This window comes from Microbacterium sp. NPDC089320, from assembly GCF_040684875.1.
GTDB lineage: Bacteria > Actinomycetota > Actinomycetes > Actinomycetales > Microbacteriaceae > Microbacterium.
This window is the reverse complement of the sequence record NZ_JBFBGY010000002.1, coordinates 406,960-433,539: the sequence shown is the minus strand read 5'-3', so window position 1 is coordinate 433,539 and position 26,580 is coordinate 406,960. Positions and strand designations below refer to the sequence as shown.

21 protein-coding genes are annotated in these 26,580 nt (G+C 67.6%); 12 read left to right on the top strand and 9 right to left on the bottom strand.

Annotation, left to right across the window (positions count from 1 at the left end):
• Positions 1 to 2: 2 nt before the first annotated feature.
• The gene (locus AB0N61_RS06615) at positions 3 to 716 is read left to right on the top strand and encodes an alpha/beta hydrolase (RefSeq protein WP_363363177.1); all 714 of its coding nucleotides are present in this window, start codon (positions 3 to 5) and stop codon (positions 714 to 716) included.
• On the opposite strand, the gene AB0N61_RS06610 is transcribed toward AB0N61_RS06615, so the two are convergent.
• Positions 713 to 1,774 (bottom strand): AI-2E family transporter, encoded by a 1,062-nt coding sequence (locus tag AB0N61_RS06610; RefSeq protein ID WP_363362603.1) that lies wholly within the window; start codon positions 1,772 to 1,774, stop codon positions 713 to 715. The two genes, AB0N61_RS06615 and AB0N61_RS06610, sit on opposite strands and share 4 nt — an antisense overlap.
• A 179-nt stretch (positions 1,775 to 1,953) precedes the next feature.
• Between AB0N61_RS06610 and AB0N61_RS06605 the strand changes: the two genes are divergently transcribed.
• Both AB0N61_RS06605 and AB0N61_RS06600 read left to right on the top strand, forming a co-directional pair.
• Positions 1,954 to 3,945, top strand: coding sequence for a glycosyl transferase (locus AB0N61_RS06605; RefSeq protein WP_363362602.1), 1,992 nt, complete (start codon positions 1,954 to 1,956; stop codon positions 3,943 to 3,945).
• The gene (locus AB0N61_RS06600) at positions 3,942 to 4,871 is read left to right on the top strand and encodes a tetratricopeptide repeat protein (protein ID WP_363362600.1); all 930 of its coding nucleotides are present in this window, start codon (positions 3,942 to 3,944) and stop codon (positions 4,869 to 4,871) included. The genes AB0N61_RS06605 and AB0N61_RS06600 overlap by 4 nt, the downstream gene beginning before the upstream one ends.
• Positions 4,872 to 4,916: 45 nt before the next feature.
• Here the strand turns inward: AB0N61_RS06600 and glgB are convergent, their stop codons facing one another.
• From glgB to glgX, 3 genes are all read right to left on the bottom strand, one after another.
• Complete coding sequence (gene glgB, locus AB0N61_RS06595; protein WP_363362599.1) at positions 4,917 to 7,121, bottom strand: 1,4-alpha-glucan branching protein GlgB; 2,205 nt, start codon at positions 7,119 to 7,121, stop codon at positions 4,917 to 4,919.
• On the bottom strand, positions 7,118 to 9,181 hold the full coding sequence (locus AB0N61_RS06590; RefSeq protein ID WP_363362597.1) for an alpha-1,4-glucan--maltose-1-phosphate maltosyltransferase: 2,064 nt from the start codon (positions 9,179 to 9,181) through the stop codon (positions 7,118 to 7,120). Before AB0N61_RS06590 ends, glgB begins: the two co-directional genes overlap by 4 nt.
• Before the next feature lie 76 nt (positions 9,182 to 9,257).
• A complete protein-coding gene (gene glgX, locus AB0N61_RS06585; protein ID WP_363362596.1) occupies positions 9,258 to 11,330 on the bottom strand; it encodes a glycogen debranching protein GlgX in 2,073 nt (690 codons plus the stop codon).
• Between the two features lie 95 nt (positions 11,331 to 11,425).
• On the opposite strand from glgX, the gene AB0N61_RS06580 reads away from it, so the two are divergent.
• The 3 genes from AB0N61_RS06580 to ligA are packed head-to-tail and all read left to right on the top strand — an operon-like array spanning position 11,426 to position 16,066.
• Positions 11,426 to 12,601, top strand: a complete 1,176-nt coding sequence (locus tag AB0N61_RS06580) for a cysteine desulfurase family protein (RefSeq protein WP_363362594.1) — start codon at positions 11,426 to 11,428, stop codon at positions 12,599 to 12,601.
• 9 nt (positions 12,602 to 12,610) lie between these two features.
• Positions 12,611 to 13,708 (top strand): tRNA 2-thiouridine(34) synthase MnmA, encoded by a 1,098-nt coding sequence (gene mnmA / locus AB0N61_RS06575; RefSeq protein WP_363362592.1) that lies wholly within the window; start codon positions 12,611 to 12,613, stop codon positions 13,706 to 13,708.
• A 42-nt stretch (positions 13,709 to 13,750) separates the two neighbouring features.
• Complete coding sequence (gene ligA, locus AB0N61_RS06570) at positions 13,751 to 16,066, top strand: NAD-dependent DNA ligase LigA (protein WP_363362591.1); 2,316 nt, start codon at positions 13,751 to 13,753, stop codon at positions 16,064 to 16,066.
• A gap of 130 nt (positions 16,067 to 16,196) precedes the next feature.
• Here ligA and AB0N61_RS06565 read toward each other — a convergent pair whose 3' ends face one another.
• Entirely contained in the window at positions 16,197 to 18,047 is a 1,851-nt protein-coding gene (locus tag AB0N61_RS06565; RefSeq protein WP_363362589.1) for a DEAD/DEAH box helicase, read from the bottom strand.
• Positions 18,048 to 18,115: 68 nt separating this feature from the next.
• Positions 18,116 to 19,816 (bottom strand): long-chain-fatty-acid--CoA ligase, encoded by a 1,701-nt coding sequence (locus tag AB0N61_RS06560; RefSeq protein ID WP_363362588.1) that lies wholly within the window; start codon positions 19,814 to 19,816, stop codon positions 18,116 to 18,118.
• Positions 19,817 to 19,884: 68 nt separating this feature from the next.
• Here AB0N61_RS06560 and gatC point away from each other — a divergent pair, with 68 nt between their 5' ends.
• From gatC to AB0N61_RS06530, 6 genes are read left to right on the top strand one after another with little or no spacing between them, the layout of a single operon-like run.
• Entirely contained in the window at positions 19,885 to 20,184 is a 300-nt protein-coding gene (gene gatC / locus AB0N61_RS06555; protein WP_363362587.1) for an Asp-tRNA(Asn)/Glu-tRNA(Gln) amidotransferase subunit GatC, read from the top strand.
• Positions 20,181 to 21,698, top strand: a complete 1,518-nt coding sequence (gene gatA, locus AB0N61_RS06550; protein ID WP_363362586.1) for an Asp-tRNA(Asn)/Glu-tRNA(Gln) amidotransferase subunit GatA — start codon at positions 20,181 to 20,183, stop codon at positions 21,696 to 21,698. The genes gatC and gatA overlap by 4 nt, the downstream gene beginning before the upstream one ends.
• A complete protein-coding gene (gatB, locus tag AB0N61_RS06545) occupies positions 21,698 to 23,212 on the top strand; it encodes an Asp-tRNA(Asn)/Glu-tRNA(Gln) amidotransferase subunit GatB (protein WP_363362584.1) in 1,515 nt (504 codons plus the stop codon). The genes gatA and gatB overlap by 1 nt, the downstream gene beginning before the upstream one ends.
• 47 nt (positions 23,213 to 23,259) lie before the next feature.
• Positions 23,260 to 24,516, top strand: a complete 1,257-nt coding sequence (gene dinB, locus AB0N61_RS06540; protein ID WP_167944259.1) for a DNA polymerase IV — start codon at positions 23,260 to 23,262, stop codon at positions 24,514 to 24,516.
• 37 nt (positions 24,517 to 24,553) lie between these two features.
• Positions 24,554 to 24,871 carry a hypothetical protein gene (locus AB0N61_RS06535; RefSeq protein WP_167944256.1) on the top strand — a complete coding sequence of 106 codons (318 nt, stop codon included), beginning with the start codon at positions 24,554 to 24,556 and terminating at the stop codon, positions 24,869 to 24,871.
• A complete protein-coding gene (locus tag AB0N61_RS06530) occupies positions 24,855 to 25,436 on the top strand; it encodes a hypothetical protein (RefSeq protein ID WP_363362581.1) in 582 nt (193 codons plus the stop codon). Before AB0N61_RS06535 ends, AB0N61_RS06530 begins: the two co-directional genes overlap by 17 nt.
• Position 25,437: 1 nt before the next feature.
• Here AB0N61_RS06530 and AB0N61_RS06525 read toward each other — a convergent pair whose 3' ends face one another.
• From AB0N61_RS06525 to AB0N61_RS06515, 3 genes are read right to left on the bottom strand one after another with little or no spacing between them, the layout of a single operon-like run.
• Positions 25,438 to 25,929, bottom strand: coding sequence for a DUF2017 family protein (locus AB0N61_RS06525; protein WP_363362580.1), 492 nt, complete (start codon positions 25,927 to 25,929; stop codon positions 25,438 to 25,440).
• The gene (clpS, locus tag AB0N61_RS06520; protein WP_363362578.1) at positions 25,926 to 26,219 is read right to left on the bottom strand and encodes an ATP-dependent Clp protease adapter ClpS; all 294 of its coding nucleotides are present in this window, start codon (positions 26,217 to 26,219) and stop codon (positions 25,926 to 25,928) included. The genes AB0N61_RS06525 and clpS overlap by 4 nt, the downstream gene beginning before the upstream one ends.
• A complete protein-coding gene (locus tag AB0N61_RS06515; protein ID WP_363362576.1) occupies positions 26,216 to 26,563 on the bottom strand; it encodes a metallopeptidase family protein in 348 nt (115 codons plus the stop codon). Before AB0N61_RS06515 ends, clpS begins: the two co-directional genes overlap by 4 nt.
• Positions 26,564 to 26,580 lie beyond the last annotated feature (17 nt).

Sequence of the window (26,580 nt, the reverse complement as noted above, 5' to 3'; positions counted from 1 at the left end):
GCATCGAGATCCGTGGACCGATCGAGCTGCCGGCTCTGCGCGAGGACATCGTGCTGGAGACCGCCGACGAGCTGACTCTCGTGGGAGAGCTGGCACGTCCCGAGTACTCCGAGCCTGTGGCGACGCTCGTGACACTGCATCCGCTGCCGACGGCGGGCGGGTTCATGGACTCGCACATCATCCGCAAGGCTGCGGCCAGGCTGCCGGCACTGGCGGACCTCGCCGTGCTGCGATTCAACACTCGCGGAACCACCTCGCCGCGAGGTACGAGCGAGGGTGCATTCGACGGCGGAGCAGCGGAGCAGTTCGACGTCGCAGCGGCGATGGAGTTCGTCCGTGAGAGAGGTCTTCCGCGCCCGTGGCTCCTCGGCTGGTCGTTCGGCACCGAACTCGCCCTCAAGTACGGACGGGAGCACGATGTCGAGGGGATCATCCTGCTCTCCCCTCCGCTGCATCGGGCGACGGAGGCCGAGGTCGCGGCGTGGGCCGACTCCGACGTCGACGTCGTCGTGCTGGTTCCCGAACTCGACGACTACCTCCGCCCCGCCGAAGCGCGCGAGCGCTTCTCCGCCATCCCGCATGCGAAACTGATCGCCGTCGAGGGCGGCAAGCATCTCTGGGTGGGGGAGAGCCAGACGCGGCGTGTCCTGACCGAGATCGTCGCGGCGGTGAATCCGACGGCCCTTCCGCTGCCGACGGAATGGCCGGCTGTCTAGAGCTCGTTCATCCGCGGGATCAGAACCTGGCGGTAGAGGATGAGGATGCTGGCCGCCACAGGGATCGCGATCAGCGCACCGAGCAGCCCCAGGAGACTCCCGCCTGCCAGTGCGGCGACGACGACCACTGCACCGGGAACGGACACCGCCCGGCTCATGATCCGCGGAGAGATGACGTACGCCTCGATTTGCATGTAGATGAGGTAGTAGATGGCGGCGGCTATCGCGGTGGCGGGCGAGCCGAGTCCGGGGATCAGGCACACCAGCACGATGATGGTCGATCCGGTGAGGGTGCCGACGAGGGGGATCAGCGAGAAGAAGAAGGCGACGACGGCGAGCACAGCGGGGAAGGGCGCGTCGATGATCGTGAGGAAGATCATGCTCAGGATGCCGTTGATGACACCCTGGGAGACCTGGCCCATGACGTAGTAGCCGACGGAGTCGGTGATCTGCTCCGCGAGGTCGATGAAGCGATCGCGCTTTGACGCCGGAGCGAGCTGGTACACCGCGCGCTTGAGCGACGGCGTCGAGGCGGTGAGGTAGATCGTCAGGATCAGGATGATGAACGCTCCGAACAGACCGCTCACGAGTGCCCCGCCGGCGGCGAGTACGCCCTGACCGATCGAACCGCCGATCTGGGCGAGGTTCGTCTCCAGCCAGTCCGTCACATAGGCGAAGACGTCATCCACCTTGAGATTGGGAAACGTGTCGACCATCCACTGCCGCAGGTCGAGGAGGAACGTCCCGCGCTGGACGATGGCCGTGATCTCAGCGATGAGCTGTGAGATCTGATCGACGAGCACGGGAATGACGATGAGGATGATCCCCGCGAAGATTCCGAGTACAGCGAGGATCGTGATGAGCACGGCGAGCCAGCGGGGCAGGCGCCTGCGTTCGAGGAACGAGACCAGCGGATCCAGACCGAGGCTGAGGAAGAGCGCCGTGCCCACATACAGCAGCACGGTCGAGAGGTTCTCCACGCTTCCGATCAGCAGGATTCCCAGCCCCACGCCGAGCGTCGCCACGAGAGCGGTGCGGAACGGGTTGTGGATCTTCATGGTTGCTCCTCGGAATGGGCGACTCTGCAAGCGTATCCACCGCACCACGACCGGCCGCGACGACGTGCCGCATGCGTCGACGCATGCCCCTCGTGGGCAACACACAGGTGATTTCGCTAGTCTGAAATGTCGAGTGTTGCGACTCGGGCGTGCGTCCGGGCCGCGTGAGGAGACTATTCGTGCGTTTCGTATGGGCCGTCGTGGCCTTCGTGCTGGCTGCGGGACTGATCGCTGCGGGCATCGCGCAGCGAACCATCTTCATGGGTCCGTCGACTCAGGAGGTCTCAGTCGCTGCGGAAGAACCCGCCCCCTTCGTGCTCATGGACGGTGACGTCCTGCGCGAGCACCCCGGGTCTCAGACCCTTCTGATTCGGGGCGAGGGCGAGATCTTCGCGGCGTACGGCCGAACGGCCGACATGCAGGCGTGGCTCGCCGACTCGTCCTACAACCACGTGACCGTCGGCGACGACGGTGACCTCGACGTCGATCTGGTCGCCGCGGGATCCGCTGCGGACGGCGACAGTTCCTCCGAGAGTCCGGCTCCTGCCGAGACTCCGGCCGCGGCCGAGACCCCCGCGCCGGCCGAAACGCCCGCTGACGACGGCGCAGCGGTCGAATCCGGTCGCAACCCCGCCGGCTCCGATCTCTGGCTGGACTCCTTCACCGAGACGGACACGCTGATCGCCGACAACATGCAGCTGCCCGAGGGCGTGAGCCTGATCATCGCGTACGACGGCACCGCAGATGCACCGGACGACATCGTGGTGTCGTGGCCGCTGGACACGTCCACGCCCCTCGCCGGACCGCTCATGGCGGCAGGAGCGGCCATGCTTCTGGTCGGACTCGTGCTCTACGTGCTCGCGATCCGTCACCAGCGTCGCGGGCGAGGACCGCGGCGGAAGGGGCCCGGCCCCCTCCCGGCCACCGAGCCGATCAACGTGGCTCAGTTGCCGCCGTCGGAACGCGCGGCGCTCGAAGACGGAACGACCACGGGTGTCGACGACGAGTCGGATCGTGCCGGAGACGCGCACCCCGAGGACGCAGCCGGCCCGAAGAGCTCGGAGCACGATCAGAAGGCTGAGATGCGTGTGCGACCGGTGAACCGTCGGCGACGTCTGCTCGCGCTGCCCGCCTTGGCCGTGACGGCGGTGCTCGCAAGCGGGTGCTCGCCCGACTCGTGGCCGCAGCTCGGAGAGGGGACGCCCTCGCCGTCGCCCAGCGCGACGGTGATCGCACCGGACAACCAGAAGCCCCCGGCAGTGACCGAGGCCCAGGCGAAACGCATCCTGCAGGAAGTGTCAACGACTCTGTCCGACGCAGACGCGGCGATGGACATCGCTCTGGCAGGCACGCGCCTCGACGGGCCCGCGCTCACGGCTCGCACGACGGAGTACGCACTGCGGACAGCGGTTCCGGAGACACCGGTTCCTGCCGCCCTGCCCACGGATGACGTCGAGGTCGTGCTCCCCGAAGCCACCGACCGGTGGCCGCGCACGGTGCTTCTGCTCTCGAAGAGCGCTGACGACGACACCGTGCCGCCCGTGATCCTCACCATGACGCAACAGGATCCCTGGTCGAACTACAAGGTCACGAACATGGCCGAGATGTCGGCGGATGCCGTCTTCCCCGACGTGGCTGCATCGTGGCTCGGAACCTCGCTCGTCCCCGACGATTCCGCGTTCCTCAGCATTCCTCCGGCAGAGCTCGCGGCGACCTTCGCCGACGTCGTCGACGCGGGCGAGGAGAGTGCATCGTGGGGCTCGTTCGACCCGATCTCGCAGAACCTCGCCCAGTCGATTCGGGACAGCCGTCAGGCGGTCGTCCAGAACCTGGCTGACAACGGCGCGGCCGAGACGTCTCAGACGGCCTTCGATATCGTTCCCGCGGATTCCGAGCCGGTCTCCATGACCACGCTGGACAGCGGTGCGATCGTCGCAGTCTCGCTCATCGACACAGAGTCGGTCACCCCGACGTCGGCTGACGCCGTCATCCGACTCGGAGATGCGAATCCGCAGGCGAAGGCGCTGACGGGCGTCACCGAATCTGCCAAGGGCTTCACGACAAAATACGAATTCCAGTTGTTCTTCTCCGTTCCCGCCCAGGGTTCGACGGAGCAGATCCGACTCATGGCGGTCCGACAGGACCTACTCTCCGTCGAGGTGATCAAGTGACCGATATCTCTCCCGCCGCGCTCCGCGGAGCCGTCGACCTCTCATCCCTGCGGAACCGACCAGCCACCCCCGCGGCGGGAGCGCAGAGTCCTGCCTCCGGGGCGATGGACATCGTCGTCGACGCGACCGACGAGTCGTTCGGTCAGATCCTCGAGCTCTCGCGGACAGTGCCCGTGGTCGTCGATCTCTGGGCCGAATGGTGCGGGCCGTGCAAGCAGCTGAGTCCCATCATCGAGAAGGTGGCACGTGAACTCGGGGGCAAGGTCCTTCTCGCGAAGGTCGATGTCGACGCCAACCCGCAGCTGGCCCAGGGATTCCGCGCGCAGTCGATCCCGATGGTGGTGGCGCTCATCGCCGGACAGCCCGTCCCGATGTTCACGGGTGCGGTGCCCGAGCAGCAGGTCAGAGAGGTCTTCGCGCAGCTGCTGCAGCTCGCGGCTCAGAACGGTGTGACCGGATCGCTGGACGTCGGCGAGCCGCAGCAGGGCGAGCAGACGCCCGAGGAACCGCCCATGCCACCGCTGCACGCCGAGGCTTTCGCCGCGATCGAGAACGGTGACTACGCCGCGGCGATCGTCGCCTACGAGAAGGCGCTCGCAGAGAACCCTCGCGATGAGGATGCGATCGCCGGTCTGGGACAGGTGCGTCTGCTCGACCGCGTGCAGAACCTCGACCTCCAGGACGCGCGGGCTGCGGCTGCGGCCGGACCTCTGAACATCCAGGCGCAGTTCGATGTCGCCGACCTCGATCTCGCCGGAGGGCACGTCGAGGACGCGTTCGGGCGGCTGCTCGACCTGTTCGCCCAGCTGTCATCGGACGAGAGGACACCCGTGAGGGAGCGCCTTCTCGAGCTGTTCGGCCTGATCGGCGTCTCGGACCCGCGAGTCATCTCCGCGCGCAACCGACTGTCTTCTCTGCTGTTCTGACGCGCTGAGCGAGGCTGAGCCGCTCCGGCGGCTCGGCCTCGCTCATCAGCCGTGGCTGATCGTCGGCACGTGCGGGTCGCTCTCGTAGCGCAGCCAGATGGTCGACAGAGCGGGGAGCGTGAGCGTCGCCGTCGCCCGTCCTTCGTCGTCGGAGTTCGCGACCACCATGCCCAGATTGCCGGACCCGCGCCCTCCGTACTCTGCGGCATCCGTGTTGAGGATCTCCTGCCACACACCCGCGACCGGCAGCGTGAGGCGATGACCGCCGCGTTCGACGCCCGCGAAGTTGCTGATCACCACGAGACGGCCGCCGTGTGCGTCACGGCGTTCGAAGGCGATCACGGTGGGATCCCAGCTGGGAGCGCCCAGGCGTGAGAACGACGATCCGTCGTTGTCGCGCTCCCACAGCGGAGCCTGAGCGCGATACGTCCGGTTGAGCTGTCCGACGAAGCCCTGCAGCTGCGCGTGCGACGGCTGGTCGAGAAGCCACCAGTCGAGCTCGCGGGATTCCGACCATTCCGCCAGTTGTCCGAACTCCTGCCCCATGAACAGGAGCTTCTTTCCCGGGTGACCCCACATGTAGCCCAGGTACGCCCGGACATTCGCCAGCTTGTGCCAGTGGTCGCCGGGCATCTTCGCGAGGAGGCTTCCCTTGCCGTGCACGACTTCGTCGTGGCTGATCGGAAGAAGATAGTTCTCTCCGAACGCGTACACGAAGGAGAACGTCATCTCGCCTTCATGGTGTGCGCGGTACATCGGATCGCGCTCGATGTACTGGAGGGAGTCGTTCATCCAGCCCATGTTCCACTTGAACCCGAAGCCCAGTCCGGCGTGGTCGGTCGGTGCGGTCACGCCGGGGAAGCTCGTCGACTCCTCCGCGATCATCAGCACGCCGGGATGCAGGCGGTAGGCGGTCGCGTTGACCTCCTGGAGGAAGCGGATCGCCTCGAGGTTCTCCCTGCCACCGTGGATGTTCGGCTCCCACTCGCCGTCGTTCCGCGAGTAGTCGAGGTAGAGCATCGAGGCCACCGCATCGACTCGCAGGCCGTCGACGTGGAACTCGCTCAGCCAGAAGAGCGCGTTGGCGACCAGGAAGCCACGCACCTCGGGGCGGCCGTAGTCGAAGATGAGGGTTCCCCAGTCCTGGTGCTCACCGCGACGGGGGTCGGGGTGCTCGTACAGCGGCTGTCCGTCGAACCTCGAGAGGGCGAAGGCGTCTTTGGGGAAGTGGCCCGGCACCCAGTCCATGATCACGCCGATGCCCGCCTGGTGGAGCTGATCGATGAGGTAGCGCAGGTCGTCCGGGCTGCCGAAGCGGCTCGTCGCGGCGTAGTATCCGCTGACCTGATAGCCCCAGGATCCGCCGAAGGGATGCTCGGCGAGCGGCATGAACTCGACATGAGTGAAACCGGCCTCGGTGACGTGAGCGATCAGCGGCTCAGCCGCATCACGGTAGCTCAGGCCCCCACGCCAGGAGCCGAGGTGCACCTCGTAGACCGACAGCGGCTGAGCGACGGCGTGCGTCGCCGCGCGGCGCGTCATCCACGCGCCATCCGACCAGGCGTAGGTCGACTGGGTGACCACCGAAGCGGTCTCGGGTGGAACCTGCGCAGCCTGCGCCATGGGATCGGCCTTGAAGATCCAGGCGCCTCCGTGGGTACGGATCTGATACTTATACGTCGTTCCCACCGCGAGATCCGGGATGAACAGTTCCCAGATGCCGCTCACGCCCATCGAACGCATCGCATGCGCTTCGCCGTTCCACCCGTTGTGATCACCGACGACCCGCACGGCGGTGGCGTTCGGAGCCCAGACGGCGAACGCGACGCCGTTCTCGCCGTCCGCGACTCGCGCGTGCGCACCCAGCACGTGCCAGAGTCGCTCGTGCCTCCCTTCGGCGATCAGGTGGAGATCGATGTCGCCGAGGGTGGGGAGATGCCGGTATGGGTCGCCCGCAGTCGTCTCGGCGTCATCGCCGTAGGCGGTGGCGATCCGATATGCCACCGGTGCGCCGTCGTGCTGGGCTTCCCAGATGCCGTGGGCGACGTGACCGAGCTCCAATCGGCTCCCATCTTCGAAAACTGCGGCAACCGAAGACGCGAGAGGACGGCGGACGCGGATCACCGTGACGGTGCGACCGCTCGCGTCCCTGAAGGGGTGTGCGCCGAGGACGGCGTGCGGGTCGTGATGGGCCCCGGCAGCGACAGCCGCCCATTCCTCGGAAGTGGTCGCATCTTCGACGTAGCTCATGCTCGTCTCCTCACCTTCAGAATGTGCACCGGCTCAGCGAATGCGTCGAGGCGCACGTAGTTGTGATCAGCCCACGTCCACACGGCTCCGGTGAGGAGGTCTTCCACCTCGAACGGCTCGCCCGGCTCGACACCCCAGATCGTGGTGTCAAGGTGGACGGTGGTCTCACGAACGGAATGCGGATCGACGTTGGCGACCACGAGGATCGTGTCGGAGTGCCCCGTGCCAGTGAATGCCGCATCGAGGTGCTTGCTGTAGACGAGCACGGAGTCGTCGTCGCTCCAGTGCACCGAGAGATTCCGAAGCTGGCGAAGCGCCGGGTGTTCGCGGCGGATCTCGTTCAACCGACGCAGAAGAGGAGCTAGAGAGTCGCCCGAGGCCTCAGCGCCCTCCCAGTCACGGAACTTGAACTCGTACTTCTCGTTGTCGATGTTCTCCTCGGAACCCGGTCTCGCGACGTTCTCGAAGAGCTCGTAGCCGGCATATACGCCGTACACGGGAGCCGCGGTGGCCGCGATGCAGGCGCGGATCCGGTAGGCGGCACGTCCGCCGAACTGCAGGTACTCGGTGAGGATGTCGTGGGTGTTCACGAAGAGGTTCGGCCGCATGTAGTCGCTCGTCTCGTGCGAGACGCTGGTGAGGAACTCCTCGAGCTCCGCCTTGGTGTTGCGCCACGTGAAGTAGCTGTAGCTCTGCTGGAACCCCACGGCTGCCAGCGCTCGCATCACGGCCGGGCGGGTGAACGCCTCGGCCAGGAAGATCACGTCCGGGTCCTGCGCGTTGACCGTCGCGATGAGCCATTCCCAGAACTGCAGGGGCTTGGTGTGGGGATTGTCGACGCGGAAGATCTTCACGCCCTCGCGGACCCAGTGCTGCACGATGCGCAGCATCTCCCGGTAGATGCCGGCCGGGTCGTTGTCGAAGTTCAGCGGATAGATGTCCTGATACTTCTTGGGCGGGTTCTCGGCGTAGGCAATCGTGCCATCGGGAAGGGTGGTGAACCACTCCGGATGCTCATCGACCCACGGGTGATCCGGAGACGCCTGCAGCGCGAGATCGAGGGCGACCTCCAGCCCCTCGTTCCTGGCGGCCCTCACGAAGGCGCGGAAGTCCGCAGGCTTCCCGAGCTCGGGGTGGATCGCATCGTGTCCGCCGTCCGCAGAGCCGATCGCATACGGCGAGCCGGGGTCGCCGGGCTCGGTCGTCAGAGTGTTGTTGCGCCCCTTGCGGTTGGTCGTGCCGATGGGGTGGATGGGCACCAGATAGATGACGTCGAAGCCCATGGCGGCCACCGCGGGAAGGCGCCTGGCCGCTGTTCTGAAAGTGCCGCTCTTGATCGTGCCGTCCTTGAGGCGCTTCGCGCCCTCCGAGCGGGGGAAGAACTCGTACCACGCGCCGACACCCGCTGCAGTCCGTTCGACCAGCAGGGGGTGCGCGGCTGATGCGGAACGCAGCGTCGTGAGCGGCCGATCTCGGAAGACACCGGCCAGCTCGGCGTCCGTCGACACCGCGGTCGTGGTCTCGGCATCGCCGTCAGCCAGCGCCGCGGCGAGTTCGCTGAGGCGTCTGCGCTGCGCGGCGGGGCGATCCTTCTCGCGAGCTGCGCGCGCGAGAAGCTCGGCGCCGAGTGCAGCCATGACCGGCACATCCACGCCGGCGGCGACCTTCACCTCGGCGGCGTGCGCCCAGGTCGCGAAGTCGTCGGAGAACGCCTCGAAACGAAAACTCCAACGGCCCTGCAGGTCCAGAGCGATCTCGGCACCCCAGCGATCGGTGCCGTCGAGGAAGGGGGAGAGCCGGTGCAGCGACTCCTCTCCGCTGGGCGCGATCAATCGCAGCTGCACCCCGATCAGGTCGTGCCCCTCACGGAACGCGACCACGCTGAACGGCACCACCTCGCCGACGAACGCCTTCGGTGCGAAGCCGCCGGGAACGGACGGTGTGCCGCTCACCAGAGGAATGCGCGTCGCGACGAGTCCGTCACCGTCTGAGACGGCGCCCAAGGGGCGCGACGGGATCTGTGCGGGGCTTCGGAGAGCCTTCGGACTGATGCTGCTCATACGTGCGGCCACCTCCCGAATGTACCGCTCACGGCGTGAAGCGGGTAGCTCGCGGCGGGCACCGGCGCGCCGCCGTTCATTCCACGCGGAAGAGTCGCATGGAGGTGCCCGGAATCGGAAGGATGTCGCCGGGGGCGAACACCTCGCCGCCGTCGTCCGGGCGGTCGTCGGCGCTGGACCAGAGCGAGACGAAGCGCGTCGCATCCTCGAGGTCCTCGGGGAGTCGCACGTCGATGGGCGACTCCGTGCCGTGCACAATGAGGAGGATCCGATTGGCCGCTTCGCGGTCGGGCGTCGAGGCCGCCACATACTGCAGCGTGCGATTCCCGGGATCGGTCCACTGCTGGCTCTCCATCGTGTCGCCGTTCTGGTCGAACCAGTCCATGACCGAGGCGTTCGGAATGTGCTCACCGAGACGGGCGTACCGACTCGGTCGCAGGGCAGGGTTCTCGGAACGGAGCTGGATGAGCCGGGCGACGTGCGCGCGCAGGTCCTCCTGCCAGGGCTCGGCGTCCCAACCGAGCCATGTCATCGACGAATCCTGGGCATAGGCGTTGTTGTTCCCCCGCTGCGTGCGACCGACCTCATCGCCGGCGGTGAGCATCGGGATTCCCGCCGACAGGAGCAGGGTGCCGAGCAGATTGCGCATCGCCTTCCGACGGGCGGCGAGGATCGCCGGGTCGTCCGTCGGTCCCTCGATGCCGTGATTGAATGCCCGATTCATATCGGCGCCGTCGCGGTTCTGCTCGCCGTTCGCCTCGTTGTGCTTGACGTCGTAGGACACGAGGTCGTGCAGCGTGAACCCGTCGTGCGCGGTGACGAAGTTGATGCTCGCGAGCGGGCCACGCTCGTCTGCGAAGGTGTTCGACGATCCCGCGAGACGGGTGGCGAAACCGCCGATCCCCACAGGAGCGGACGCACGACGAGCGTAGTCGATGTCGCTGAGCCAGAAGTTCCTCACCCGGTCGCGGTAGCGGTCGTTCCACTCCATCCAGCCGTTCGGGAAGTTACCCGTCTGCCAACCCCCCATGCCGACGTCCCATGGCTCGGCGATGAGCTTGCTGTCCCGAAGGATCTGATCGTTCGCGATGGCGGTGAGCAGCGGGTGATCGGGAGTATAGGTGTGCGCGCCGTCGCGTGCGATCGCGGCGGCGAGGTCGAAGCGGAAGCCGTCGATCTGCATCTCCTGCGCCCAGTAGCGCAGAGAGTCCAGGACGAGACGCGCTCCGGCATCCGTCGAGGTGTCCAGCGTGTTTCCGCATCCCGTCGTGTCGATATAGGCACCCGATGCGTCCTGTCGGTAATAGCTGGCGTTGTCGATGCCGCGCAGACTGGACCGCGGTCCACCGAGGCCCTCTTCCGAGGTGTGGTTGTAGACGACGTCGAGGATGACCTCGAGTCCGGCTTCGTGCAGCAGCCGCACCATGCCTTTGAACTCGGCGAGAACGGCCTCGGGGCCGCCCTTGCGCGCGTCCTCGGTCGCGTAGGCGTTGTGAGGTGTGAAGAAGTTGAGGGTGTTGTAGCCCCAGTAGTTCGTGAGGCCGCGTTCGAGCAGCCGCGGCTCGGGAACGAAGGCCTGGACGGGCAGCAACTCGATGGACGTGATGCCGAGCGAGTGGAAGTACTCGATCATGGCGGGGTGAGCGAGTCCGGCGTATGTCCCGTGCAGAGCGGGCGGCACATCGGGCTGGCGCTTGGTCAGCCCCTTGAGGTGTCCTTCATAGATCACGGTCCGGTCGAGCGGGATCCGGGGCTTCTCGGACTCGCCCCAGTCGAATCCGTCGACGATCACGACCGAGCGCCACTCCTCGTAGCCGTCGCCCTGGGCGAGACCGCGCGCGTACGGGTCGAGGAGGAGTGTCTCCGGGTTGAACGTGTTGCCCGGACCGTGCGGGCCACCCACACGGATCGCGTATCGCGTGCCCGGCTGGAGCAGCTCTGTGGTCACTTCCCAGATGCCGCCCGGACGGCGTGCGAGGTCGACCTGGTCGATGACCCAGTCGAGGTCGGTGGCATCGAAGACGACGAGTTCGACGGATGACGCGTTCTGCGACCAGACGCGGAGGGTTCCGACGCCGTCGTGAAGGCGCACACCGAGGTTGTCGAGTGCAGTACCGCCGGGCACGGTGATGTCTCGGATCGCGGGCATGAGTACACCATAGAGGTCTGCGCTCGGGTCTCAAGACCGCATGTACTCAGTTCCATATGCGCGCCACGCCCGCGGAAATGGGGGAGAGTGGAAGGATGCAGCACTATCTCGACCACGCCGCGACGACACCGCTGCGACCCGAGGCGCGGGACGCGTGGCTCGAAGCCGCCGAGATCGTCGGAAACGCGTCGTCGACGCACGGCGCGGGGCAGGGTGCGCGGCGGCTGCTCGAGGAGGCGCGGGAGCGCTCTGCGGCAGTGCTCGACTGCGATCCCATCGAGGTCGTCTTCACCTCCGGCGGCACGGAGTCGATCAATCTCGCGCTCCAGGGGCTGTGGCAGGCGCGACCGGCGCAGACGGATGCGATCGTGATGCCGGACGCCGAGCATCACGCCACGATGGACACGGTGGAGGCCCTGGTGGCGGCGGGAGCGGTGCTGCGTGCTGTTCCGGTATATCGCACGGCGGCAGTCGACCTGGACGCATTCGCCGCACAGCTACCGGGCGCCGCCGTGGCAACCGCGCTCGTCGCCAACAACGAGGCGGGGACGATCAATGACGCCGCGGCGCTGGCCTCGTCGGCGGCGGGATCGCGCGTTCCCCTCCACCTCGATGCGGTCGCGGCCCTCGGTCATCTCCCACTGTCGTTCCGAGCACTGAGAGGCGATGCCCCCGATGCCGTCGGCCTGGTCGCGATGAGCGTGGCGGGACACAAGATCGGCGCGCCGGTCGGCGTGGGCGCGCTGGTCGCCGCCCGCACCGCGCGGCTCGCCGCGCTCCTCCGCGGCGGCGCCCAGCAGCGCGGGCTTCGCGCCGGAACGCAGGACGTGGCAGGCGCAGCCGCATTCGCCACCGCGCTCGAGCTCGCAGAGACGGAGCGGGAGGCGGAGACCGCCCGACTGACGACGATGCGCGATCGCCTGATCGCCGGCATCCGGGCACGAGTCCCTCAGTCCGAGCTCCTCGGAGACGACTCGCGCCGCCTTCCCGGCAATGCGCACGTGCTGTTCCCCGGTGCAGTGGGGGAGAGCCTGCTCTTCCTCCTCGACATGGCGGGTATCGCCGCATCGACCGGCTCGGCCTGCCAGGCCGGTGTGGCCGAGCCATCGCACGTGGTGATGGCGATGGGCCGCAGCGAGCAGGACGCGCGCAGCGCGCTCCGCTTCACGCTGGGACGCACGTCGACGGAGGCCGACGTCGATGCTGTCCTCGCATCCATCGCCGAGGCCTACCTGCGGGCTTCCGGCTCCGGCTCAGCCGCACGCTCGTAGACTTGTCGCATGAGGATTCTTGCGGCCATGAGTGGCGGAGTGGACTCCGCAGTCGCGGCCGCACGGGCTGTGGACGCGGGGCACGACGTGGTCGGCGTGCATCTCGCGCTCTCCCGGGCGGGCGGCACGCTGCGCACGGGAAGCCGGGGATGCTGCACGATCGAGGATGCCCTCGACGCGCGTCGAGCGGCCGATCTCCTGGGCATCCCCTTCTACGTCTGGGACTTCTCGGAGCGCTTCCGCGAGGACGTGATCGCGGACTTCGTCTCGGAGTACCAGGCCGGGCGCACCCCCAACCCCTGCATGCGCTGCAACGAGAAGATCAAGTTCGCCGCGCTTCTCGAGCGCGCGATCGAGCTGGGGTTCGATGCCGTGTGCACCGGGCACTACGCCACTCTGATCCCGACGGACGCGGGCCTAGAACTGCACCGCGCGGCCGACAACGCCAAGGACCAGTCCTACGTGCTCGGCGTCCTGACGGCCGAGCAGCTGGCCCACACCTACTTCCCTCTGGGAACGACTCCGTCGAAGGCCGTCGTGCGAGCAGAGGCGGCGGAGCGCGGTCTGACCGTGGCGCAGAAGCCCGACAGCCACGACATCTGCTTCATCCCCGACGGAGACACCCGAGGGTGGCTGGCGGAGAAGGTCGGCACGGCGACGGGTGAGATCGTCGACCGCGCGGGGGAGATCGTCGGCTCCCACGAGGGCGCGCACGCGTTCACGGTGGGTCAGCGTCGCGGACTGAAGCTCGGAGTCCCCGCTGCCGACGGCAAGCCGCGGTTCGTGCTCGAAGTGCGACCGGTGTCGAACACCGTCGTCGTCGGGCCGAAGGAGGCCCTCGCGATCCGGGAGATCTCGGGTGGCCGGTACAGCTGGGCAGGCGCTGCGCCGGGGGAGTCGGAGTTCGACTGCGAGGTTCAGATCCGTGCGCATGCCGAGCCTGAAGTCGCTCGCGCGTTCGTCTCGACTGACGGGGTGCGCGTCGTGCCAGAGCATCCCCTGAACGGGGTTGCGCCAGGTCAGACCGCGGTTCTCTATGTGGGCACCCGTGTGCTCGGTCAGTTCACGATCGACCGGACGGTGTCTGCCGTCCCCGTCGACGCGTAGCACCTGCCTCGGGATGTCGGTGGCCGCTCGTAGACTGGCGGGGTGCCGGAGAACATCTCGCTGGAAGACGCCCGTATCGAAGCCGACGAGCTGACCACTCGCATCCTCGAGGCGAAGGACGCGTACTACGGGCGCGACACGTCGCTCGTCGACGACTTCACGTATGACGGGTGGATGCACAGACTCGAAGAGCTCGAGCGGATGCATCCCGAGCTTCAGAGTCAGGACTCGCCCACGCAGATGGTGGGCGCGGCCGAGGCGACGGGGCTCGCGACCATCGAGCATGCCGAGCGGATGCTGAGTCTCGACAACGTGTTCTCGATCGACGAGCTCAGCGAATGGGCGACGAAGACGCGTGCGTCCGCCGGGAGGGATGTCGATTGGCTGACCGAGCTCAAGATCGACGGGCTCGCCATCAATCTCCGCTATGAGAACGGTCGCCTGACGTCCGCCGCGACCCGGGGCGACGGCCGGGTCGGCGAGATCGTCACCGAGAACGCACTGCGTCTTCCCGAGATCCCGCTCCAGCTCAGTGGTGAAGGCCACCCGCCCCTCGTCGAGGTGCGCGGTGAGGTGTTCATCCCGGTGGCCGCCTTCGAGCGTCTGAACGCTGCGCAGGCGCAGTTCCGCGAGAGGGCGTTCGCCGACGCGCTGGCCCGGTGGGAGGCTCGGGGCGGTGCGAAGAAGCCGTTCGACGAAGAGAAGGCGCGCACCGCGGCAGCCCGGCGGTTCCCCGCATTCGCCAACCCGCGGAACGCGGCGAGTGGCGGTCTGCGTCAACAGATTGACAAGAAGGACGGACTCGAGCTCGAGGCGGGGATGCTGCGCATCGAGTCGCTCGCGCTCTACGTGCACGGCATCGGTGCCTGGGACGATCCGCCGGTCGCCGCGCAGAGCCAGGTGTACGAGCAGCTCGCGGAATGGGGGCTGCCGACAAGCCCGCACACGAAGGTCTGCACGAGCATCGACGAGGTGACCTCCTTCGTGGAGTACTACGGAGAGCACAGGCACGACGTCGAGCACGAACTGGACGGCATCGTGGTGAAGGTCGATGAGCTGTCGCTGCACGATGAACTCGGTGCCACGAGTCGTGCCCCTCGCTGGGCGATCGCCTACAAGTACCCGCCCGAAGAGGTGCAGACCACGCTCCTCGACATCGTGGTGTCGGTCGGCCGCACCGGAAGGGCGACGCCGTTCGCCGTGATGGCCCCGGCTCAGGTCGCAGGGTCCGTCGTCCGGCAGGCGACGCTCCACAACAAAGACGTGGTGAAGGCCAAGGGCGTGCTGATCGGCGACACGGTCGTCCTGCGCAAAGCGGGTGACGTGATCCCCGAGGTGCTCGGTCCGGTCGTCGACAAACGCGACGGCACCGAGCGGGAGTTCGTGATGCCGAGTGAATGCCCCGAGTGCGGCACGCCCCTGCGTCCGATGAAAGAGGGCGACATCGATCTTCGGTGTCCCAACGCGCGCTCGTGCCCGGCCCAGGTTCGCGGGCGTGTGGAGCACATCGGATCCCGAGGCGCGCTCGACATCGAAGCCCTCGGGGAGGTCACGGCCGCCGCGCTCACTCAGCCGACGTCGCCGGCGACTCCGCCGCTCGAGACGGAGGCCGGGCTCTTCGCGCTGACCCTCGAGGAGATCGTGCCGATTCAGCTCGTCGTACGCGACGCCGAGACGGGGCTCCCCAAGGAAGACGACGACGGTCTCGTCAAGACGCGGGCCCCCTTCCGCCGCAACCCCACGGCGGCCGAGAAGAAGTCCGGTCTCGAGGGTCCGCAGCCCTCATCGCAGGCGGTGACTCTGCTCGCCGAACTCGAGAAGGCGAAGACCAAGGATCTCTGGCGTCTTCTCGTCGCCCTCAACATCCGTCATGTCGGACCAGTGGCGGCTCGCGCGCTCGCGCAGTGGTTCGGTTCGCTCGACGCCATTCGGGCGGCATCCCGGGAGGAGCTCGCGGCTGTCGAGGGTGTCGGCGGCATCATCGCCGACTCGCTGCTCGACTGGTTCGAGGTGGACTGGCATCAGGAGATCGTGCGGCGTTGGACGGAAGCGGGCGTGCAGTGGGCTACGCCGGGGCACCCAGGGCCGGGCGCCGCGGTCGTCGAAGGCGGAGTGCTCGACGGACTGACCGTCGTGGCCACGGGGTCACTCGACGGCTACACCCGCGACGGAGCACAGGAAGCCATCATCAATGCGGGCGGCAAAGCGGCGTCGAGCGTCTCGAAGAAGACCGACTTCGTCGCCGCAGGGCCGGGAGCCGGGTCGAAGCTCGCGAAAGCGGAAGAGCTCGGCATCCGCATCCTCGATGCCGCCCAGTTCCACATTCTCGTCACCGAAGGGCCTGGCGCTCTCGGGTGAACCTCTGGGGACCCCTGATCGGGGTTCCCAGAGCATCGGCCGCTGTCAGAGGTCGGAGACCTCGGTATACGCGAGCGCGCCGCGCCCGGACATCCGTCTGGGCGGGGCGCGCTCGATGCGTTGCGGCTGATCAGCCCTTGTGCCGGGGTTTGCGGAACGGCTTCTCGCCCCGGTCGTCGCCGCGCGAAGGACGGTCGTCGCGATCGTAGCGCGGACGGTCGTCGCGGCGGTCGTAGCCGCCTCGGGAGCCGGCATCGCGTGGCCCGTCATTGCGACGCGCTCCCGGTCCGCGGTCCGGCTTGATCTCGATGAGGCGACCCGAGATTCGGGTGTCCTTCAGCTTGTCCAGCACCGATGAGTCGAGGTTCGCGGGCAGCTCCACGATCGTGAAGTCCGGACGGATGTTGATGGCGCCGAAGTCATCGCGGCCGAGGCCGCCCTCGTTCGCGAGAGCGCCCACGATCTGACGGGGTTCGACGCGGTGACGTCGTCCGACCTCGATGCGGAACGGCTTGTAGTCGCCGCGCCCACGGCGCTCGCGCGGCTCGCGGGGCTCTCGGCGGTCACCGCGGCCGCTGTTCTCGCGCGGCGGCCGGTTGTCGTACTCGACGGCCCTCGACAGAGCGTCGTCGGCCGGATCGAGGAGCAGCGGGGTGTCGCCCTGGGCGACCACAGCGAGAGCGGCGGCCACATCGGCCTCCGGCACGTCGTGGTTGCGCACGTAGTGGTCGATGATGTCACGGAACTTCTCGATCCGCGCCGCGTCGGTGAGCGCCGTGGTGATCGCGTCGTCGAAGCGGGCGAGGCGTGTGGTGTTCACGTCATCGAGGCTCGGCAGCTGCATCTGCGTGGGCTGCTGGCGCGTGGCCTTCTCGATGGACTTCAGCAGGTAGCGCTCGCGCGGCGTGATGAAGCTGATGGCATCGCCGGTGCGCCCCGCTCGGCCGGTGCGGCCGATGCGGTGCACGTACGACTCGGTGTCGGTGGGGATGTCGAAGTTGACGACGTGGCTGATGCGCTCGACGTCGAGACCGCGGGCCGCGACGTCGGTCGCGACCAGGATGTCCAGCTTGCTCGCCTTGAGCTGATTGACGCTGCGCTCGCGCTGCACCTGCGGCACGTCGCCGTTGATGGCGGCCGCGGAGTATCCGCGGGCGCGCAGCTTCTCGGCGAGAGTCTCGGTCTCGTTCTTGGTGCGGACGAAGACGATCATGCCGTCGAAGTTCTCGACCTCGAGGATGCGGGTGAGCGCATCGACCTTCTGCGCGTACGACACCACGAGGTAGCGCTGCGTGATGTTCGTGCCGGTGGCGGTCTTCGACTTGATGCTGATCTCTTCGGGCTCACGCAGGTACTTCTGCGCGAGTCGGCGGATCTGCGGCGGCATCGTCGCCGAGAACAGGGCGACCTGCTTCTCTTCCGGCGTCTGCGCGAGGATCTGCTCGACGTCTTCCGCGAAGCCCATCTTGAGCATCTCGTCGGCCTCATCGAGCACGAGGTACTGCAGCTGCGACAGGTCGAGAGTGCCCTTGGCGAGGTGGTCCATGATGCGACCGGGCGTTCCCACGATCACGTGCACGCCTCTGCGGAGCGCCGACAGCTGGACGCCATAGCCCTGACCGCCGTAGACGGGGAGAACGTGCACGCCCTTCATCTTCGAGGCATACGACTCGAAGGCCTCACACACCTGCAGCGCGAGCTCGCGGGTCGGAGCGAGGACGAGCGCCTGCGGGGTCTTCTGGGACACGTCGAGGCGCTCGAGCACGGGGAGCGCGAATGCGGCGGTCTTCCCCGTTCCGGTCTGCGCCATGCCGACGACATCGCGACCGGACAGGAGAGTCGGGATCGTCGCGGCCTGGATGGGGGAGGGGGTCTCGTAGCCGAGGTCCTTGATGGCCTTGAGGACGGGGCCGGAGATGCCGAGCTCCTCGAATCCAGGGGTCTCGGGGGCGTCGGTGGGCACAGCGTCTTCAGGAGTCACTGACCAAGGGTAGCGCTTCGCGGGATCACGCGCCTGTGAGGGCGACCTCAGGAGCCGGCAGCCAGACCTCAGGAGCCGGCGGTCAGGGAGAGCAGCCTCTCTTTGACCTGGCGACGCAGCACCTTCCCGATCAGGGATGTGGGCAGCTCATCCACGATGAACAGGCGGCGGGGGACCTTGTAGGGCGTGAGGATGCTGCGTGCGTACTCTCGGATGGCCTCGACATCGACCTCGGCACCCGGGTCGACGACGATCGCCGCGACGACCTCTTCGCCGGAGTGGTCGCTCGGAAGGCCGACGACGGCGGCATCCACCACCTGAGGATGCTGACGCAGCGCGCTCTCGACCTCGGTGGGGGCGACGTTGAAGCCGCCGGTGATGATGAGCTCCTTGATCCGATCGACGATTCGGATGAATCCCGCCTCGTCGACCGTCACGATGTCACCGGTGCGGAACCAGCCGTCGACGAAGACGGCCTCCGTCTCCTCAGGCTTGCCGTAGTAGCCGGAGAACACCTGGGGCCCACGCACCAGGAGTTCGCCTGCGGAACCTTCAGGGACGTCCACCGTCGGGTTCTCCGGATCGACGACGCGGCACTCGGTTCCCGGAAGAGGTAGTCCGACCGTGCCCGGCACGCGATTGTCGGCGACCGGGTTCGCCATCAGCACGGGAGAGCACTCGCTGAGTCCGTACCCCTCGACCAGGAAGCCGTGCGTCGCGGCCTCGAAAGGCACGACCAGCTCGTGCGGTAGAGCCATGGCGCCGGAGATCGCCACCTCGATGCCGTCGAGGGAGACGTCCTTCGCCTGTGCTGCCGACAGCAGGCGGTCGGCGATCGGCGGGACGAGCGGCAGGAAGGTCGCCGGATGCTTCTTCATCACGTCGAGCACGAGGTCGGGATCGAACTTCGGGAACAGCACGAGGCGCGCTCCCATGGACATCGCGAACGTCAGGCAGAGGGTGAGTCCGTACGCGTGGAACATCGGCAGGACCGCGTACACGACGCAGCCCTTGCCTCGCTGTATCGACGGCACCCAGGCCTGCGACTGAGCGGCGTTCGCGAGCAGGTTGCCGTGGGTCAGAGCGGCGCCCTTGGGGGTTCCCGTCGTGCCCGACGTGTACTGGATGATCGCGAGGTCCTCGGTGGAAGGCTTCGGGTGCGCGGCGGAGATCGGTGCGGAGTGCACCAGCGATTCCCACGTGACGGTTCCGCGCACCTTCTCGGTCAGAGCCGCGCGAGACTCACGGGCCTTCGCCACCGGGAGTCGCAGCGCCACGCGCGTGAGCAGGGGCATCGCACGGGTGACGTCCACCGAGATCAGGTTCGTCACGGCGAGGTCGTCAGGGAACTCCTGCACCGTGGCCACGACCTTGTTCCATACGATCGCATGCTTCGCGCCGTGGTCCTCGAACTGCTTGCGCAGCTCGCGCGGGGTGTAGAGCGGGTTGTGTTCGACCACGACGGCGCCGAGTCTGAGGACCGCGTAGAACGCGACGATGTGCTGCGGGCAGTTCGGCAGGACGATCGCGACCGGGTCGCCCGCCCGCACACCGAGGTCGCGCAGTCCCGCGGCGGCTCGATCGATGGCATCCTGCAACTCCGAGTACGACGTCTCGCGATTGAAGAACTGCAGTGCGGGGGCATCCGGATAGTCGCGGGCCGATGCGGCGACGATGTCGACCAACGACCCCGACACCGGAGAGAGGTCTTCCGGGACGCCGGCGGCATAGCTGGCGATCCATGGGCGAGGAGGCTGATACGAGCTCACCCGCCCAGCATAGGGCGGGCTCCGCAGGACTGCAGGCACCCGGCGACCCCGGCAACTAGACTGGAGCGGTGTCTGAAATCACCCCTGAACTTGTGCGCCATCTCGGCGTGCTCGCGCGCATCCAGCTCAACGACGACGAGGTGTCCCGACTGACGGGCCAGCTCGACGCCATCGTCGACAACATCGCGAAGGTGTCGGAGGTCGCAGGGCCCGACGTCGCAGCGACGAGTCATCCGATTCCGCTGAGCAACGTCTATCGTCCCGATGTGGTGGGCGAGACGCTCACGCACGAGCAGGTGCTCTTGAACGCACCGGATCAGGCCGACGGCCGTTTCCGCGTCACCGCGATCCTGGGAGAAGAGCAGTGAGCGACATCATCCGCATGACCGCGGCGGAGCTCGCCGACAAGCTCGCCAGCCGCGAGATCTCGAGCGTCGAGGCCACTCGCGCGCACCTCGACCGCATCGCAGCCGTCGACGGTGACGTCCACGCCTTCCTGCACGTCAACGAGGGTGCGCTCGACGCGGCTGCGGCAGTCGACGCTCAGCGCGCCGCGGGCGAGCAGCTGGGCCCGATCGCCGGCGTGCCGCTGGCGATCAAGGACGTGCTCGTGACGACCGACCAGCCGACGACGAGCGGGTCGCGGATCCTCGAGGGGTACCGCTCGCCGTACGACGCCACCGTCGTCGCCCGCTCGCGGGCGGCGGGTCTCATTCCGCTCGGCAAGACCAACATGGACGAGTTCGCCATGGGGTCCTCCACGGAGCACTCCGCCTACGGTCCCACCCGGAACCCGTGGGATCTCGACCGCATCCCCGGTGGCTCCGGTGGCGGATCCGCGGCAGCGGTCGCCGCTTTCGAGGCTCCGCTGGCACTCGGCTCGGACACCGGCGGATCGATCCGTCAGCCTGCCCACGTGACAGGCACGGTGGGCGTCAAGCCGACCTATGGTGGCGTCAGCCGCTACGGTGCGATCGCGCTGGCCTCCAGCCTCGACCAGGTCGGACCCGTCACCCGCACTGTGCTCGACGCGGGTCTTCTGCATGACGCCATCGGCGGTCACGACCCGAAGGACTCCACGTCGTTGCGCGATGAGTGGCCTTCGTTCGCAGACGCCGCACGCGAGGGCGCGCGCGGCGACGTGCTCAAGGGGCTCAAGGTCGGAGTCATCCGAGAGCTGCCCGACAGCGGGTTCCAGCCCGGGGTCGCCGAGTCGTTCCGCAGCGCTCTCGCGGTGATGGAGGCGCAGGGCGCGGAGATCGTCGAGATCGGCGCTCCCCACTTCGAGTACGGAGTCGCCGCCTACTACCTGATCCTGCCCGCAGAGGCGTCGAGCAACCTCGCCAAGTTCGACTCGGTGCGTTTCGGCCTGCGTGTCACACCGAACGGCACGCCCACGGTCGAGGATGTGATGTCCGCAACGCGTGACGCCGGTTTCGGCGACGAGGTGAAGCGTCGCATCATCCTCGGCACCTACGCGCTGTCGGCCGGATACTACGACGCCTATTACGGCAGCGCGCAGAAGGTCCGCACGCTCATCCAGCAGGACTTCGCGAACGCCTTCGCCGAGGTCGACGTCATCGCGACGCCGTCCGCGCCGACGACGGCGTTCAAGATCGGCGAGAAGATCGACGACCCGCTGCAGATGTACCTGAACGACATCACCACGATCCCCGTGAACCTCGCCGGCGTTCCGGGCATCTCGATTCCCAGCGGTCTGGCCGCAGACGACGGTCTCCCCGTCGGCATCCAGTTCATCGCTCCGGCCCGGGAAGACGCACGACTCTACAGGGTCGGCGCCGCGGTGGAGACTCTGCTCGTCGACTCGTGGGGAGCGCCGCTCCTCACCCGTGCACCGCAGCTCGTGGGAGGGACCCGCTGATGGCCACCGCCAAGCTCATGGACTTCGACAAGGCACTCGAACTGTTCGAGCCCGTGCTCGGGTTCGAGGTCCACGTGGAGCTCAACACCCACACCAAGATGTTCTCGGACGCGCCGAACCCGGCGAACGAGCTCTATCACGCGGCCGAGCCGAACACCCTCATCGCGCCGGTGGATCTGGGCCTGCCCGGCTCGCTTCCGGTCGTCAACGAGACGGCGATCCGCTCGTCGATCAGCCTCGGCCTCGCACTCGGCTGCTCGATCGCCCCGTCGAGCCGCTTCGCGCGGAAGAACTACTTCTACCCCGACCTCGGCAAGAACTACCAGATCTCCCAGTACGACGAGCCGATCGCCTTCGAGGGCTCGGTCGAGGTGGAGCTCGAGGACGGCACGCTCGTGCAGATCCCGATCGAGCGTGCCCACATGGAGGAGGACGCCGGAAAGCTCACCCACATGGGAGGCGCGACCGGCCGCATCCAGGGAGCCGAGTATTCGCTCGTCGACTACAACCGCGCCGGTGTACCGCTCGTCGAGATCGTGACGAAGACGATCTTCGGCACCGAGCACCGCGCCCCCGAGGTCGCGAAGGCCTACGTGGCGACGATCCGCGACATCGTGCGCAGCCTCGGCATCTCCGAGGCGCGACTGGAGCGCGGCAACCTCCGCTGCGATGCGAACGTGTCGCTGCGTCCCCGCGGGCAGGAGAAGCTCGGCACGCGCACCGAGACGAAGAACGTCAACTCCATGCGCTCGGTCGAGCGCGCCGTGCGGTACGAGATCCAGCGTCAGGCGCAGATCCTCGCAGACGGCGGGACGATCACGCAGGAGACTCGGCACTGGCACGAGGACACCGGCACGACGTCGCCCGGTCGCCCGAAGTCGGATGCCGATGACTACCGCTACTTCCCCGAGCCCGACCTCCTGCCGGTCGAGCCGGCGGCGGAGCTGATCGAGGCACTGCGCGCGGAATTGCCCGAGCAGCCGGTGGCTCGTCGCCGCCGTCTGATGGCTGAATGGGGTTTCACCGACCTCGAGTTCCAGGACGTGCGCAATGGAGGGCTGCTGGAGGTCGTCGAAGCGACGATCGCCGCCGGTGCTACTCCGGCCACGGCGCGGAAGTGGTGGACGGGGGAGATCACCCGCCTCGCCAACTCGCAGGAGAAGGATGCCACCGAGTTGGTCTCGCCTGAGAACGTCGCCGAACTGCAGAAGCTCGTCGACGCCGGGACGCTGACCGACAAGCTCGCCCGCCAGGTGCTCGAGGGCGTCATCGCCGGGGAAGGCACGCCCCAGGAGGTCGTCGACGGCCGCGGCCTCGCCGTGGTCTCAGACGACGGCGCGCTGATCGCGGCGATCGATGAGGCACTCGCGGCGCAGCCCGACGTGCTGGCCAAGATCAAGGACGGCAAGGTTCAGGCCGCCGGTGCGGTGATCGGCGCTGTCATGAAGGCGATGAAGGGCCAGGCCGACGCGGCGCGTGTCCGCGAACTCGTCCTCGAGCGCGCTGCGCAGTAGCCGGTTCCCCCGGGCCTCATGTCCGAGGCTCGGGGGAGAATGGTCTCATGGGTCACGGTGACGGCAGAGGGCGCATCGTGTCGTCTGCGGATGCCGACGACACGGGCACAAGCATCCTGCACGTCGACATGGACGCGTTCTATGCGGCGGTCGAGGTGCTCGACGATCCGAGCTTGCGGGGTCTTCCCTTGATCATCGGTGCGCCCGATGGGCGCTCGGTGGTGTCCAGCGCGTCGTACGAGGCCCGCCGATACGGTGTTCGCGCCGCGATGCCGGTCTCGCAGGCTCTGCGCCTGTGTCCCTCCGCGCGAATCGTCCCTCCGCACTTCCACCGCTATCACGCCGTCTCGCGACAGGTCATGGCCATCTTCGAGTCGTTCACTCCGCTCGTCGAGCCGCTGTCGGTCGACGAGGCATTCCTCGACGTGCGCGGAGTGCGTCGGCTCTGGGGCAGTCCTGCGAAGATCGCGCACCTCGTGCGCGAGCGCGTTCGAGACGAAGTCGGGATCACCTGCAGTGTGGGCGTCGCTGCCACCAAGCACGTGGCGAAGATGGCGTCGACGATCTCGAAACCCGACGGGATGCTGGTCATCGCGGCGTCCGCGACCCAGGACTTCCTCGATCCGCGTCCGGTGCGTGCGCTGTGGGGCGTGGGGCCGAAGGCCGCCGAATCGCTCGAAGGACGAGGCATCCGCACGGTGCGGGATGTCCGCATGTCCTCTCGGGCGATGCTCGAACGAGCCGTCGGGCCGGCTCTGAGCGCACGGCTCTCGGAACTCGCCCGGGGAGAGGACCCCCGGGCAGTCGAGACCGAGCGTGTGGAGAAGAGCATCGGACACGAGGAGACTTTCGACACGGACATCTCCGACCGAACGTTCCTGCGGGCGGAGCTGCTCCGGCTGGCTGACCGCGTCGCGTCGCGGTTGCGGAAAGCCGAGTGGGAGACATCGACCGTAGCCATAAAGATCCGGTTCGATGACTTCCGCACCATCAGTCGTTCGCAGACGCTCGCAGAGGCGACTGCGGTGGGTCAGCGCATCGGCGAAGCCGCCCAAGCACTCTTCGACCAGATCGAGCGCCACGATCCTGTGCGCCTGGTCGGGGTGCGCGCAGAGAAGCTGCGTCCGGCCGGAGGCGGGGGATTCGGCCTGTGGGACGACGATGAGGACTGGCGACGGGTCGAGGGAGCGGTCGACGACGCTGTCGCTCGATTCGGCAGCGCCACGATCAGCCGCGCACGACACATCGGCCGAGGCGACGGCCGTGGCGCTGCCCGGCATCCCAAGGCACACGGACTGGATTGACCCTTCCCGTCGACCGATCCTGGGCTAGCGTGGAGCCATGCCCAACATTGCACTGGAACTCGGAAAGCAGGCCGCGGCGTTCGGCGTGAAGAGCGCGTACGGCGAACAGCAGAATGTCGACGGAGTGAGCATCACTCCCGTGGCGTTCACCTACTCCGGCTTCGGCGGAGGCAGCGGTGACGGCGCCGAAGGGGGTGGCGGAGGCGGCGTCTCCGTTCCGGTCGGTGTCTATGTCCGCCGGGAGGAGGGACTCCGTTTCGAGCCCAACATCGTGACGCTGCTGGTCGTCGCGGTGCCCTTCATCTGGGTGACCGGACGCGCTCTCTCTCGCATCATCCGTGCCCTCAAGAAGTGATGACCCGGTCGCCGTCGCCCTCGAGCGCGCGGCGACCGACATCATCGAGGACATTCGGATGCTGGCGGCGGCGAACCCCGTCGTCCTCATCGACGGCCGCAGCGGTGCGGGCAAGACGAGCCTCGCTCGGATGCTCGTCGACCGCTGGCCGATCGCCGGACGCGTGCAGTGCATCGCGCTCGACTCGATCTATCCCGGCTGGGACGGCCTCAGCGACGGGGTGGAAAGAGCCCTGAACGGCGTTCTGCGCCCCCATGGCCGGGGGTATCTCGGGGAGTGGCGACGCTGGGACTGGCAGAACGGCAGGGAGGCCGAGATTCACGCCGTGGACCCCTCGCTCGGAGTGGTCGTCGAGGGTAGCGGGATACTGACGCCGGCCACCGCGGGGATCGCAGACGTACGGGTGTGGGTCGAGTCCGCCGAGACCAGCCGCAAAGCGCGTGCGTTGGCGCGGGATGGGGACAGCTACCGGCCGCACTGGGAGCAGTGGGCGCGGCAGGAATCCGATCACATCGCACGCGATGATCCTCGCTCGCTGGCGACCATAGTCGTCGAGGTGCCGTAGGTCAGAGAAGCTGGTCGGCCGCTTCGATGGTCAACTCGAGTCGATACCCGAGCCAGTCGTAGACGCCGTACCGTGCGTCCTCGGGGTCGTGATCGTCATCGCTCTGGATCCCGAGGCGCTCGGCGATGACGAGTCGAAGAGCGGTGAGCGTGCGCATCCACGCGTCGACATCGGACAGGGGGATATCGATATCGTGCTCGGTGAAGGCCTCGCTCTGGGTCATGTCGCCGATGTCACCACGCATGCCGGCGAGCGCGGTGCGCATGATGTCCGCGTCCAGAGCGCGTCGATCCAGGAGGTCGTCTCGAGTCGCGTCGCGGAAGGCGCGAGACGCCTCGTCGTCTTCAGGATAGGGATCGGGAACCAGGCGTACGATCGCGGGATCCTCGACGTCGCGGTCGGCGCCCACGAGCTCACGGAAGTCGTCGACCAGGTGCGCCAGCTGCGCCCCCTCGACGCGGGCCATTCGCATGCGTACGGTCGCGTCGCTCATCGGGAAGCCTTTCGCACGGTCGCCCACAGACCGTAGTCGTGCATCGCCTGAGCGTGCACCTCCATCGTCTCGCGCGGCCCTGTCGCGACGGTGGCCCGTCCGTCGTGGTGGACCTGCCGCATCAGCACGGTGGCACGTTCCACCGAGTAGCCGAAGTACGTGCGGAAGACGCGCACGACGTAGCTCATCAGATTGACCGGGTCGTTCCACACGACGACCTCCCAGGGTTCGAGCGGAGCCGCGGAGAGGTCGAGCTGCTCGTCGACGTCCGGCGAAGCGAGGGGGCTCATGCCCACCCCAGCGCGTGGAGCTGCTCGTCGTCAATGCCGTAGAAGTGCGCGATCTCGTGCACGAGGGTCGTGTGGATCTCGTCGCGAAGCTCTTCGTCGGTCTCGCAGGAGGCGACATGAGGTTCGCGGTAGACCACGATCCGGTCCGGCAGCTCGCCAGAGCCGTATTGCGTGCGCTCGGTCAGAGCCAAGCCGTCGTAGAGCCCGAGCAGGTCGAGGCTCCCGTCCTCGGGTCGGTCCTCGACGACGAACACCACGTTCTCCAGCCCGTCGACCATCTCGTCGGGCAGGCGATCGAGCTCGTCGATCACGAGCTCTTCGAAGGCCGTCGCATCCATCTCCATCGATCCCAGCTTATTGC